The sequence below is a fragment of the Streptomyces sp. NPDC043853 genome (assembly GCF_056436025.1).
In genome coordinates, this window is sequence record NZ_JBWKDJ010000012.1 from 153,011 (window position 1) to 165,384 (window position 12,374).

A 12,374-nucleotide genomic window follows, 5' to 3' on the forward strand; every position below is an offset into this window, starting at 1 on the left:
GGTTGATCAGACTCCGGAGGGGGCGGGAACGGCCGGGGACGCGGTCAGGTCGGCGGGCGAGGCCAGGTGGCCCAGCACCGCGGTGGCCGCGGCCACCTGCGGGGAGACCAGGTGGGTACGTCCGCCCTTGCCCTGCCGGCCCTCGAAGTTGCGGTTGGAGGTGGAGGCGGAACGCTCACCGGGGGCCAACTGGTCGGGGTTCATGCCCAGGCACATCGAGCAGCCCGCGTGCCGCCATTCGGCGCCGGCCTCCTTGAAGACCTGGTCCAGGCCCTCGTCGACGGCCTGCAGGCCGACCCGGGCGGAACCGGGGACCACCAGCATCCGTACGCCGTCGGCGACTTTGCGGCCCTTGATGATGTCCGCGACGGCGCGCAGGTCCTCGATCCGGCCGTTGGTGCAGGAACCTACGAAGACGGTGTCGACCCTGATGTCCCGCAGCGGCTGACCGGCCTCCAACCCCATGTATTCCAGGGCCTTTTCGGCGGCCAGACGCTCCGAAGGGTCCTCGTACGAAGCCGGGTCGGGGACGTTGGCCGACAGCGGCGCGCCCTGGCCGGGGTTGGTGCCCCAGGTGACGAACGGGGTCAGCGCGGAGCCGTCGATGACGACCTCGGCGTCGAAGACCGCGTCCTCGTCGGTGCGCAGGGTCTTCCAGTACGCGACGGCGGCGTCCCAGTCCTCGCCCGCGGGGGCGTGGTCGCGGCCCAGCAGGTAGTCGAAGGTGGTCTGGTCGGGGGCGATCATGCCCGCGCGGGCGCCGGCCTCGATCGACATGTTGCAGATGGTCATGCGGGCTTCCATCGAGAGCTTCTCGATGGCCTCGCCGCGGTACTCCAGGACGTAGCCCTGGCCGCCGCCGGTGCCGATCTTGGCGATGATCGCCAGGATCAGGTCCTTGGCGGTGACGCCCTCGGCCAGCGCGCCGGTGACCGTGATGGCCATGGTCTTGGGGCGGGCCAGCGGCAGCGTCTGGGTGGCCAGCACGTGCTCGACCTGGCTGGTGCCGATACCGAAGGCCAGCGCGCCGAAGGCGCCGTGCGTGGAGGTGTGGGAGTCGCCGCAGACCACGGTGGTGCCGGGCTGGGTCAGCCCCAGCTGCGGTCCCACCACGTGGACGACGCCCTGCTCGACGTCGCCCAGCGAGTGCAGGCGGACACCGAACTCGGCGCAGTTGCGCCGCAGCGTCTCCAGCTGCGCCCGGGAGACCGGGTCGGCGATCGGCTTGTCGATGTCGACGGTGGGGGTGTTGTGGTCCTCGGTCGCGATGGTGAGGTCGAGGCGTCGGACCTTGCGGCCGGCCTGGCGCAGTCCCTCGAAGGCCTGCGGGCTGGTCACCTCGTGCAGCAGGTGCAGATCGATGAAGAGGAGATCGGGCTCGCCCTCGGCGCGCCGGACGACATGGTCGTCCCAGACCTTCTCCGCGAGTGTCCTACCCATCGCTTTCCCTCCGGCCGGCTGGTTGTCCCGGCACTCCTAGAGATCCCGAACCCAGTGGTTCGTGGGCCCGTACATACAGACTGGCGGGTTCTTGGAAAATTTGAACTTGCGTTTCACAGTGTGAGACGTGAATATCGTTGCATGGACAACTCTAGCGGCGTCGGCGTTCTCGACAAGGCAGCTCTGGTTTTGAGCGCACTGGAGTCCGGTCCGGCCACCCTCGCCGGGCTGGTCGCGGCGACAGGGCTCGCACGACCCACGGCACATCGCCTTGCCGTGGCACTGGAACACCACCGGATGGTGGCGAGGGACATGCAGGGCCGGTTCATCCTCGGTCCGCGGCTGGCGGAGCTCGCCGCCGCGGCCGGCGAGGACCGCCTGCTGGCCACGGCGGGACCGGTACTCACCCACCTCCGCGATGTGACCGGGGAGAGTGCGCAGCTCTACCGCCGGCAGGGGGACATGCGTATCTGCGTGGCGGCCGCCGAGCGGCTGTCCGGTCTTCGGGACACGGTGCCGGTCGGCTCCACGCTCCCGATGAAGGCCGGCTCGGCCGCGCAGATCCTGATGGCCTGGGAGGAGCCCGAGCGGCTGCACCGGGGCCTGCAGGGCGCGCGTTTCACGGCGACGGCCCTGTCGGGTGTCCGGCGCCGCGGCTGGGCGCAGTCGATCGGCGAGCGGGAGCCCGGCGTGGCCTCCGTCTCGGCGCCCGTGCGCGGGCCGTCGAACCGCGTGGTGGCCGCCGTGTCGGTCTCCGGGCCGATCGAGCGGCTGACCCGCCACCCGGGCCGGATGCACGCGCAGGCGGTCATCGACGCGGCCGCACGTCTCACGGAGGCGCTGCGCCGGGCCGGCTGACCTGACACTTCCCTATTCATCCCCCGGGCCCGGGGGCGCGTACGACGCCGCACACGTCCTGCCACGCGCCTCCGGGCCCGCTCTTCTGCGGGCCCGCCGTCCCCTGTGGGCCCGGAGGCGCGTGGGCCCACACACCGGGCATGCGAAAAGGCCCTCCGCGATGATCGCGGAGGGCCTTTTCCCCAGGTACCCCCGACCGGATTCGAACCGGCGCTACCGCCTTGAGAGGGCGGCGTGCTAGGCCGCTACACAACGGGGGCAAGATCTTGAATTACACGCGACGCTAGTCGCATGATGTTACTCTGCGCTGGCCTACCTGGACTCGAACCAAGACTAACTGAACCAGAATCAGTCGTGCTGCCAATTACACCATAGGCCACTGGTGGTATAAACCAGTTGGTACCCCCGACCGGATTCGAACCGGCGCTACCGCCTTGAGAGGGCGGCGTGCTAGGCCGCTACACAACGGGGGCCCTAGCGATCCTGCATCGAGGCGTCCGGGAGCTACCCAGGAGACCTCGCGGGAAGGATCTGTACCCCCGACCGGATTCGAACCGGCGCTACCGCCTTGAGAGGGCGGCGTGCTAGGCCGCTACACAACGGGGGCAAGCACTGCATGCGCACTGTGCTGGGGTACCAGGACTCGAACCTAGAACAACTGAACCAGAATCAGCCGTGTTGCCAATTACACCATACCCCACCAAAACTCAACCCACCGTAGGGGGTTTCGTTCTGAGTGGCGCCTCCGTGGTTCCGGCCCTTTCGGCCCGCCCCGGCGGCGCAGAAAGAACATTACCGGATGCCTGACCGTGCTCCAAAACGGGTATCCCCGGCCAGCACCTCGGGCAGCTGATCCAGACCGGTGATGCGGTGCGCGCCGTCCGGTCCGGGCCCGCGCTCACCGTCGCGATCCAGCCATACGGCGACCAGGCCGGCGTCCCGGGCCCCGCGGGCGTCGATCTCCGGCTGGTCCCCCACGTAGGCCACCTCGCCCGGCTCCAGCCCCAACGCCGTACAGGCGGCCAGGAAGGCCGCGGCCTCGGGCTTGCTCACGCCCAGCTCGGCGGCGCAGAGCAGCACCTCGAAGCGCTCCCGCAGGCCCAGGGTGCGCAGTTTGCGGTCCTGGTTGGCCAGGCTCGAATTGGAGAGCACCCCGTGCCGGTGCGTTCCCGCGAGGGCGTCCAGGGCGGGCAGCACGTCCGGGAAGACCGTCCAGGCGGCCTCGTAGTGCGCCACGTAGCGGCCGAACCACGAGGCGGCCTCCTCGTCGCCCATGGCGGGCCGCTCCAGGAAGTCCCGCACCCGGTCCCAGCGCTGCTCCTGGAAGCCCGTCTCCCCGGCCGCGAACCGCGCCCAGTGCCGGTCGGTGGCCTCCCGCCAGCGCGCCAGCGCCTGCGCCGGAGCTCCGTACCGCTCCGCCAGCCCCTCGTCGGCTAGGTGCCGCGCCAGCCCGGCCGTGTCCGCACCCGTGTAGTCGAAGAGGGTGTCGTCGATGTCCCAGAGGACGGCGCGGACCGGCATGTGACCGACGCTACAACGAAGCAAGCCCTTCACCGCCCGGTTCGGCGGTGAAGGGCTTGCGGGACGTGACGAACGACTCAGCCGGCGAGCTTCGCCAGGGCCGCGTCGATGCGGGTCAGGGTCTTCTCCTTGCCCAGGATCTCCAGGGACTCGAAGAGGGGCAGGCCGACCGTGCGGCCGGTGACGGCCACCCGGACCGGGGCCTGGGCCTTGCCGAGCTTGAGGCCGTGGGCCTCGCCGGCGGTGAGCACGGCCTGCTTGAGCGACTCCGGGTCCGACCAGTTCGCGGACTCCAGGTTGGCGCGGGCGGTGGTCAGCAGCGCGGCCGGGTCGCCCTTCATCGCCTTCTCCCAGGACGGCTCGTCGGAGACCGGCTCGGGGAGGAAGAGGAAGTCCACGTTGGCCGTGATGTCCGAGAGGACCGTGACGCGGGTCTGGGCGTGCGGCGCGATGGCCTCCCAGGCAGCCTGGTCGAAGTCCTCGGGCGCCCAGGGGGCGTGCGGGGCGCGCAGCCACGGGGTGCAGGCGTCCGCGAAGGCCTTCGGGTCCAGCCGGCGGATGTGCTCGGCGTTGATGGCCTCGCACTTCTTCAGGTCGAAGCGGGCCGGGTTGGCGTTGACGTCCGCGATGTCGAACTTCGCCACCATCTCCTCGATGGTGAAGAGGTCCTGGTCGGCGGAGAACGACCAGCCGAGGAGGGAGAGGTAGTTGAGGAGGCCCTCGGGCAGGAAGCCGCGCTCGCGGTAGAGGTTCAGCGAGGACTGCGGGTCGCGCTTGGAGAGCTTCTTGTTGCCCTCGCCCATCACGTACGGCAGGTGGCCGAAGGAGGGGACCTCCTTGGCGACGCCCAGCTCGATCAGCGCCTTGTAGAGCGCGATCTGGCGCGGGGTGGAGGACAGCAGGTCCTCGCCGCGCAGCACGTGGGTGATCTCCATCAGCGCGTCGTCGACCGGGTTGACCAGGGTGTACAGAGGGGCGCCGTTGGCCCGGAGGATGCCGTAGTCGGGCACGTTCTCCGGGGTGAAGGTGAGCTCGCCGCGGACCAGGTCGGTGAAGGTGATCGGCTCGTCGGGCATCCGGAAGCGCACGATCGGGGTGCGGCCCTCGGCGTCGTAGGCGGCCTTCTGCTCCTCGGTGACCACGCGGCACATGCCGTCGTAGCCGGACGGGCGGCCCTCGCGGCGGGCGAGTTCGCGGCGCTCGTCCAGCTCCTCGGCGGTGCAGTAGCAGTGGTAGGCGTAGCCGCCCTCGATGAGCTTCTTCGCGACGTCCGCGTAGATGTCCATCCGCTGGGACTGGCGGTACGGGGCGTGCGGGCCGCCGATCTCGGGGCCCTCGTCCCACGTGAAGCCGAGCCACTTCAGCGAGTCGAGGAGCTGCTCGTACGACTCCTCGGAGTCGCGGGCCGCGTCGGTGTCCTCGATGCGGAAGACGAACGTACCGCCGTGGTGGCGGGCGAACGCCCAGTTGAACAGGGCGGTACGGACCAGGCCCACGTGGGGGTTGCCGGTCGGAGAGGGACAGAAACGTACGCGGACGGAGCCGTTAGCCACGCTTGATCACCTTGTTGGTGAGAGTGCCGATGCCTTCGATGGTGACGGCGACCTCGTCGCCGACGTTGAGGGGTCCGACTCCGGCCGGGGTCCCCGTGAGGACGACGTCGCCGGGAAGCAGCGTCATCGCCTCGGTGATGTGCACGATGAGGTCCTCGATGGAACGGACCATCTCGCTGGTGCGGCCGAGCTGCCGCTGTTCGCCGTTGACCGTGCACTGCACGGCGAGGTCGGACGGGTCGAGCTCGGTCTCGATCCAGGGGCCGAGCGGGCAGGAGCTGTCGAAGCCCTTGGCCCGGGCCCACTGCTTCTCGCGCTGCTGGACGTCGCGCGCGGTGACGTCGTTGGCGCAGGTGTAGCCGAGGATCACGTCCTTGACGCGCTCCCGGGGCACCTCGCGGCACATGCGGCCGATGACCACGGCCAGCTCCGCCTCGTGGTGGAGCTCCTGCGAGAAGGACGGGTAGGCGATCGGGTCGCCCGGGCCCACCACCGAGGTGGAGGGTTTGAAGAAGGTGATCGGGGCGTCCGGACGGCCTTCATCGTCGAAGATGGCGTTGCCGAGCTCCGCCGCGTGCTCCGCGTAGTTGCGGCCGATGGCCACGACCTTGTTGGGGAGCACCGGCGGCAGCAGCCGGACCTTGCTCAGCGGGACCTTCGTGCCGGAGAGCTCGAAGTCCGCGAACGGGATGCCCTTGATGATGTCGATGACGAGTGTGCTCTCGTCGCCGGGGGCGTCGCTGCCCTCCACGACACCGAAGGCGACATTTCCGTCGATCGAAAATCTGGCGATGCGCAAGGGTCGCGCCTGCCCCTCTGTTCCGCTGGCTGGAGTCTGCGGGTCCAGGCTAACGCGGCCGAGGGGCCTGACCGGCGTCGTTTACTGCTGCGCGGCGGCGACGGGCGCGACCATCAGGACCGTGCGGCGGGGGTTGGCCGTCTGGGCCGGCAGCTCGACCGGGTGCTCCGGAACCGTGACCGCCTCCAGCTCCTCGGCGTCCTTCAGGTGCGCGAGGGTGGTGCGGCGGGGGTTGGCTATGTTGCGGAACATCATGGTCGTCTTCATCGGAGTGTTCGGCCCTGTCGGTGAGCGGGCGCCGCGTCGGGCGCCGATTGTCGGATGTGCCATCCCTGTAATGGGAAAGGCTAAACATCTGAATCCCCGGGAGAACCGGTAAGTAATGGCCACGGGTATGTGAGTTTGCTCACGAGCGACCGGGCATTACGGACATACCGATGGGTCACATGACCCCCGGGAAACGGACATTGCGCCACTGAATGTTCCATTCCGCTGCTGATCATCTCGACTGGGACACCCGGCACCCCTTTGCATTTCCGCCACTGAAGTCCGATTCATTCACAATCGCCCTCCACGCGTCGTAGCGGCGGCGTCACGTTTCGTGAGCGACTCTCCGGAGGGGGTCTCGCACCTTGTTGGAGATCCGCCACTGTGCTGGAATTCGCGGGACCACGCGGGAATCAAGAGAAATCACTGAAAGACGCGCGGTCACGACGACCACCACGGGGCCCCGAAGGGCCCCACGACTCGACACCGTCCCTCCGCTCGCCCGGTGGGACGCCTGGTCCAGAGGTTGCGACGCTAGTGCAGGGACGTTTCAAGAGGGATGGCAGCGCTGCGGCGGAGCAGGAGCCGCGCGGCGGGACCGACCGTGGCTCCTCGCCCCAGCACGCGCAGAACCGCGGGCCGGGCGCCGAAGGCGCTGCCGGAAACCCGGCCGGAGCCGCGCAGGCGGCCGGCAAGGGCAAGACGAAGGCCAAGGGCAAGGGCGGCGGCAAGGACAGGGGCAAGGGCCGCAAGGCCGCTCCGGCCGGTGCCACGACCGAGCCCGTCGAGTCGGGCCAGGCGATACCGAAGGCCCCCAGTGGCTCCGGTTCCCGTCTCGCCCTCCAGAACTGGCGCATCAGTACGCGACTGTTGTCGCTGCTGACCCTCCCCGTCGTCGCGGCCACCACCCTGGGTGCCGTACGAATCAACGACTCGCTCAACGAGATCGAGCAGCTGGAGCACATGCAGCTGCTGACCACCCTGACCCGGCAGGCCACCAACCTGGCCTCGGCGCTCCAGGAGGAGCGCGACCGGTCGGCCGGTCCGCTGAGCAACAAGAAGGTCGACTCCGGCGTCGACACCGTGCGGGACTCCACCGACGCGGCCGCGGTGGCCTTCACCGCGGCCACGCAGAACATCGACGACCGGGACGACAAGGACGAGACCCTCAAGTCGATCCGCAGCAACGTCACGCAGATCAGCCGGCAGATCTACGGACTGGACGAGATCCGCAGCAACGCCTACAAGAGCGGGTCGCAGCAGACCGTCTCGCAGTACAACTCCCTGATCGTCTCGCTGCTGTCGCTCTCCCAGGACATGGCGCAGGCCACCTCCAGCCCGGAGATGATCAAGCGCACCCGCGCGCTGGCCGCGTTCTCCTCCGCCAAGGAGTACGCCTCCATCCAGCGCGCGATGATCGCGGCCGCCCTCCCGGCCAACTCCAGCGAGCAGAAGACCATGGAGGAGAACGACCGGCTCTACGCCTACTCGGCCTACCGGAACTACGACCAGGCCAAGGTCACCTTCGAGCTGGTCTACCAGGGCAAGTCCGAGGAACTGCTGGCGCCGCTGGGCTCCGGCAACGCCGAGATCTCCTCCGCGGACAGCTACGCCGGCCGCGTGCTGAAGAACCCGGGCCAGTTCGCCAAGGAGAACCCCCGCTCCTGGCTGGACTGGTACGACGCCTACGACAACAAGATCGTGGCGATGAAGCGGATCGAGCTCCAGCTCCTCGGCGACATGGAGCAGAAGGCCCGCGAGCTCAAGAACGAGTCGCAGCGCGACGCCATCATCAACGGTGCGCTGATCCTCCTCGTCCTCGGTGTCTCGCTGGTCGGCGCCTTCGTCGTGTCCCGCTCCATGATCCGCTCGCTGCGGCGGCTGCAGGACACCGCGACCAAGGTCGCCCAGGAACGCCTGCCCGAGCTCGTCAAGCAGCTCTCCGAGGCCGATCCGCAGGACGTGGACACCACCGTGGAGTCGGTCGGTGTGCACTCCCGGGACGAGATCGGCCAGGTGGCCGCGGCCTTCGACGACGTGCACCGCGAAGCGGTCCGCCTCGCCGCCGAGCAGGCCCTCCTCCGGGGCAACGTCAACGCGATGTTCACCAACCTCTCGCGCCGTTCGCAGGGTCTCATCCAGCGCCAGCTCTCGCTCATCTCGGAGCTGGAGTCCCGCGAGGCCGACCCGGACCAGCTGTCCTCGCTCTTCAAGCTCGACCACCTCGCGACCCGCATGCGCCGTAACGGCGAAAACCTCCTCGTCCTCGCGGGCGAGGAGCCGGGCCGCCGGTGGACCCGCCCGGTCCCGCTGGTCGACGTCCTCCGCGCCGCCGCGTCCGAGGTGGAGCAGTACGAGCGCATCGAACTGGCCTCGGTGCCGTCCACCGACGTGGCCGGCCGGGTCGTCAACGACCTCGTGCACCTCCTCGCCGAGCTGCTGGAGAACGCCACCTCGTTCTCCTCACCGCAGACCAAGGTCAAGGTCACCGGTCACGCGCTGCCCGACGGCCGCGTGCTGGTCGAGATCCACGACACCGGTATCGGCCTGTCCCCCGAGGACCTGGCCGCGATCAACGAGCGGCTCGCCGCGCCGCCCACCGTGGACGTCTCGGTGTCCCGCCGCATGGGTCTGTTCGTGGTCGGCCGCCTGTCCCTGCGACACGGCATCCGCATCCAGCTGCGCCCCTCGGACTCCGGCGGTACGACGGCCCTCGTCATGCTGCCCGTGGACGTCGCCCAGGGCGGGCGCAAGCCCGGCGGCCAGGGCGGTCCCGGTGCGCCCGGTGGCCAGGGCGGTGCCCCGGCGGCCGGTGCGGCCGGCCGTCAGCCGCTGGGCGGTGCCCCGCAGCGCGGCCAGATGTCCGCCGGTCCGCAGCGTGCCGCGCTGACCGGCCGCGACGGTGCCGGCCAGCCGCAGGGCGGACCCGGTGCCCCGAACGCCTTCGGCGCGGGCGGTCCGGCCGCGGGCCGCGGCCCGGCCGGACAGAACCCGCAGGGCGGGCTCGGCCACAACCCGCAGGGCGGGCTCGGCCAGGGTCCCGCGCAGGGCCAGAACGCCTTCGGCGGCGGCAACGCGCCGCTGCCCGGCCGTGGTCCGGCCGGCGGCGGCCCGCAGGCCCGTCCGGCCGCGGCCCCGCAGGCCTCCGGCCCGGCCGGCTTCCCGCAGGGCAACGCCTTCGAGCGGCCGCAGCCGCCGGCCGGCGGCCCGGCTGCCCCGCAGGCCCCGGCTCCGGCCGCCCCGCAGGTCCCGACCCGCGGTCCGCGCCCGCAGCTGCCCGCCCGTGGCGGTGCCCCGCGCGCCGAACTGCCGGGCAACCAGGCCAGCTGGGGTACCGACCAGAACCGCCACGGCGGTCAGGACGTGCCGCGCGGCCACGACGAGCTGTCCGGCCCCGGCTCCACGGCGGAGTTCCCCCGCCCGGACTTCAACGCGCCGCTCCCCCAGGACACCGGCAACTGGGGCGCGCCCCGGTCCGAGTCCACGGGCCAGTTCGAGCGTCCCGACGTGCGCGGTCCGGTGGACCCGTCCGCCACCGGGCAGTTCGCGCGGCCGGGTGGCCCCGGCGTGGGTGCGTACGGCGGCCACGTCCAGCAGGGCCAGCCGCAGTACCAGGCCCCGCAGGCGCCGGTCCCGGCGGCGCGTCCCGATGCGCCCCGGCTGCCGCAGGCATCCCAGCCGGAGGCGCTGCCCCCGGCCGCGGGCGGCCCTGCGGAGGTCCGCAGCCCGATCTTCGAGACGCTGGAGTCCAACTGGTACCCGCAGGAGGGCGCCGGCGGCATGCCGCAGGCTCCCGCGCAGGGACCGGGCGTTCCCCAGCAGCCCCAGGGTTCGCAGCAGTCCGCTCATGCCCCGCTGCGGCAGCAGCCGATGCCGCAGCGCGGCCAGGAGCACGCTCCGGAGCCGACCCCGGCCGCCACCACGGGCCCCACCCCGCAGGTGAGCTGGAAGTCGTCCCCGAACGACGAGCTGATGCGACAGGCCGAACGGGTGCGCCAGCCCGCGGCCGGCGGAGTGACCACTTCGGGTCTGCCCCGCCGGGTACCGCGTGCGAACCTGGTCGCGGGCACCGCCCAGCAGGCCAGCGACACCCAGGCCGGCCCGCAGGTCTCGCGTGCGCCCGACGACGTGCGCGGTCGCCTGACCAACCTCCGACGCGGTATCCAGCAGGGTCGCCAGGCCGGCACCAGTGGCCCGGAGACCGGCAGTTACCACATCGACCCCACTTACCAGCAGGAGCGATAGTTGAGTTCGATGAGCCAGGCGGCACAGAACCTGAACTGGTTGATCACCAACTTCGTGGACAACACCCCCGGGGTGTCCCACACCGTGGTGGTCTCCGCCGACGGTCTCCTGCTGGCCATGTCCGAAGGGTTTCCGCGCGACCGGGCCGACCAGCTGGCGGCCGTCGCTTCCGGACTGACCTCACTGACCGCCGGAGCCTCCCGCATCTTCGAGGGCGGTTCCGTCAACCAGACCGTGGTCGAGATGGACCGCGGATTCCTCTTCCTCATGTCCATCTCCGACGGATCCTCGCTGGCCGTACTCGCCCACCCGGAGTGCGACATCGGCCTCGTGGGCTACGAGATGGCCCTTCTGGTGGACCGCGCCGGCAACGTCCTGACCCCGGACCTGCGCGCGGAGCTCCAGGGAAGCCTTCTCAGCTGAACACCCATCTCCCGGCCGGACGGTACTGCCGGCCGGGAGACCGGGGTCCCTTCCCTGGCCCCGGCACCCAGTACCACCGTCCGGCCGTCATCCCGTCCCCCCACCGGCCACCGTCAGACGGCACGCTGACCACCTGCTGTCGCAGCCCGGAGGATTCATGACCCCGCCCCCCGCCTATTCCGATTCGTACGGCGACTCGTCGTACGCCTCGGAGGGCGACCAGCCGCTGGTACGCCCCTATGCGATGACCGGCGGCCGGACCAGGCCGCGCTACCAGCTCGCCATAGAGGCCCTGGTCAGCACCACGGCCGATCCGATGCACCTGTCCGGCCTGCTCCCCGAGCACCAGCGCATCTGCACGCTGTGCCGTGAGGTCAAGTCGGTCGCGGAGGTGTCGGCACTGCTGTCGATGCCGCTGGGTGTGGCCCGGATCCTCGTCGCCGACCTGGCCGAGGCAGGCATGGTGGCCATCCACCAGCCGGGCAATGGAGAGGCCGGCGGCACGCCGGACGTGACACTGCTGGAGAGGGTGCTCAGTGGACTTCGCAAGCTCTAACGGAGGTTCTCCCGGCGGGGCGGTCCGCTCCACCACCTCCGCGAAGATCGTGGTGGCGGGCGGCTTCGGCGTGGGCAAGACCACGTTCGTCGGCGCGGTCTCCGAGATCAACCCCCTGCGCACCGAAGCCGTCATGACGTCCGCCTCCGCGGGCATCGACGACCTCACCCACACCGGTGACAAGACGACCACCACGGTCGCCATGGACTTCGGCCGCATCACCCTGGACCAGGACCTCATCCTCTACCTGTTCGGCACCCCCGGACAGGACCGCTTCTGGTTCATGTGGGACGACCTCGTCCGCGGCGCCATCGGCGCCATCGTGCTGGTCGACACCCGCCGCCTGGCGGACTGCTTCCCGGCCGTCGACTACTTCGAGAACAGCGGCCTGCCGTTCGTCGTGGCGCTCAACGGCTTCGAGGGGCACCAGCCCTACACGCCGGAGGAAGTCCGCGAGGCCCTCCAGATCGGCCCCGACGCCCCCATCATCACCACCGACGCCCGTCACCGCGCAGACGCCAAGTCCGCACTCATCACCCTCGTGGAACATGCACTCATGGCGCGTTTGAAGTAGACGGGTTCACGCAATCTCCACGACTTCCGGGGCGGGCTGTGTCGTACGACACCACCCGCCCCGTGTCGTTCATAACGTTTCGACAGAGAATTGACGGCAGTTGGACACACGGCGCGTTCGCCCGGTGCCGCTGCGCGC

10 protein-coding genes and 5 tRNA genes are annotated in these 12,374 nt (G+C 70.4%); 5 read left to right on the forward strand and 10 right to left on the reverse strand.

Annotated features, from left to right (window positions below; translation table 11 throughout):
- Positions 1–6: 6 nt before the first annotated feature.
- Positions 7–1,440, reverse strand: coding sequence for a 3-isopropylmalate dehydratase large subunit (leuC, locus tag AC067U_RS27910; RefSeq protein WP_478832542.1), 1,434 nt, complete (start codon positions 1,438–1,440; stop codon positions 7–9).
- Positions 1,441–1,581: 141 nt separating this feature from the next.
- Here leuC and ndgR point away from each other — a divergent pair, with 141 nt between their 5' ends.
- Entirely contained in the window at positions 1,582–2,298 is a 717-nt protein-coding gene (gene ndgR / locus AC067U_RS27915; RefSeq protein WP_114054338.1) for an IclR family transcriptional regulator NdgR, read from the forward strand.
- Positions 2,299–2,485: 187 nt separating this feature from the next.
- On the opposite strand, the gene AC067U_RS27920 is transcribed toward ndgR, so the two are convergent.
- The 9 genes from AC067U_RS27920 to AC067U_RS27960 form a co-directional block, all read right to left on the reverse strand.
- Positions 2,486–2,558 (reverse strand) — tRNA-Glu (locus AC067U_RS27920).
- A 47-nt stretch (positions 2,559–2,605) separates the two neighbouring features.
- A tRNA-Gln gene (locus AC067U_RS27925) sits at positions 2,606–2,677 on the reverse strand.
- An 18-nt stretch (positions 2,678–2,695) separates the two neighbouring features.
- A tRNA-Glu gene (locus tag AC067U_RS27930) sits at positions 2,696–2,771 on the reverse strand.
- A 61-nt stretch (positions 2,772–2,832) separates the two neighbouring features.
- A tRNA-Glu gene (locus AC067U_RS27935) sits at positions 2,833–2,905 on the reverse strand.
- A gap of 21 nt (positions 2,906–2,926) precedes the next feature.
- Positions 2,927–2,998, reverse strand: a tRNA-Gln gene (locus AC067U_RS27940).
- A gap of 92 nt (positions 2,999–3,090) precedes the next feature.
- On the reverse strand, positions 3,091–3,819 hold the full coding sequence (locus tag AC067U_RS27945; protein ID WP_478832543.1) for an HAD family hydrolase: 729 nt from the start codon (positions 3,817–3,819) through the stop codon (positions 3,091–3,093).
- A gap of 77 nt (positions 3,820–3,896) precedes the next feature.
- Positions 3,897–5,372: a glutamate--tRNA ligase gene (gene gltX / locus AC067U_RS27950; protein WP_478832544.1), complete on the reverse strand. Its 1,476-nt coding sequence runs from the start codon at positions 5,370–5,372 to the stop codon at positions 3,897–3,899.
- Complete coding sequence (locus AC067U_RS27955) at positions 5,365–6,171, reverse strand: fumarylacetoacetate hydrolase family protein (RefSeq protein ID WP_478832545.1); 807 nt, start codon at positions 6,169–6,171, stop codon at positions 5,365–5,367. Before AC067U_RS27955 ends, gltX begins: the two co-directional genes overlap by 8 nt.
- Positions 6,172–6,252: 81 nt before the next feature.
- Complete coding sequence (locus AC067U_RS27960) at positions 6,253–6,438, reverse strand: hypothetical protein (RefSeq protein WP_478832546.1); 186 nt, start codon at positions 6,436–6,438, stop codon at positions 6,253–6,255.
- 537 nt (positions 6,439–6,975) lie between these two features.
- On the opposite strand from AC067U_RS27960, the gene AC067U_RS27965 reads away from it, so the two are divergent.
- The 4 genes from AC067U_RS27965 (at position 6,976) to AC067U_RS27980 (ending at position 12,236) form a co-directional block, all read left to right on the forward strand.
- Positions 6,976–10,683: a sensor histidine kinase gene (locus tag AC067U_RS27965; protein WP_478832547.1), complete on the forward strand. Its 3,708-nt coding sequence runs from the start codon at positions 6,976–6,978 to the stop codon at positions 10,681–10,683.
- Between the two features lie 9 nt (positions 10,684–10,692).
- On the forward strand, positions 10,693–11,106 hold the full coding sequence (locus AC067U_RS27970; RefSeq protein WP_365112203.1) for a roadblock/LC7 domain-containing protein: 414 nt from the start codon (positions 10,693–10,695) through the stop codon (positions 11,104–11,106).
- A gap of 157 nt (positions 11,107–11,263) precedes the next feature.
- Positions 11,264–11,662 carry a DUF742 domain-containing protein gene (locus AC067U_RS27975; protein ID WP_478832548.1) on the forward strand — a complete coding sequence of 133 codons (399 nt, stop codon included), beginning with the start codon at positions 11,264–11,266 and terminating at the stop codon, positions 11,660–11,662.
- Positions 11,643–12,236 carry a GTP-binding protein gene (locus tag AC067U_RS27980; protein WP_478832549.1) on the forward strand — a complete coding sequence of 198 codons (594 nt, stop codon included), beginning with the start codon at positions 11,643–11,645 and terminating at the stop codon, positions 12,234–12,236. Before AC067U_RS27975 ends, AC067U_RS27980 begins: the two co-directional genes overlap by 20 nt.
- Positions 12,237–12,374 lie beyond the last annotated feature (138 nt).

Excerpts from the sequence above, each read along its gene's own strand:
- AC067U_RS27945 (WP_478832543.1), bottom strand. The coding sequence starts at position 3,819 with ATGCCGGTCCGCGCCGTCCTCTGGGACATCGACGACACCCTCTTCGAC.
- AC067U_RS27975 (WP_478832548.1), top strand. The coding sequence starts at position 11,264 with ATGACCCCGCCCCCCGCCTATTCCGATTCGTACGGCGACTCGTCGTAC.
- leuC (WP_478832542.1), bottom strand. The coding sequence starts at position 1,440 with ATGGGTAGGACACTCGCGGAGAAGGTCTGGGACGACCATGTCGTCCGG.
- AC067U_RS27970 (WP_365112203.1), top strand. The coding sequence starts at position 10,693 with ATGAGCCAGGCGGCACAGAACCTGAACTGGTTGATCACCAACTTCGTG.
- AC067U_RS27960 (WP_478832546.1), bottom strand. The coding sequence starts at position 6,438 with ATGAAGACGACCATGATGTTCCGCAACATAGCCAACCCCCGCCGCACC.
- ndgR (WP_114054338.1), top strand. The coding sequence starts at position 1,582 with ATGGACAACTCTAGCGGCGTCGGCGTTCTCGACAAGGCAGCTCTGGTT.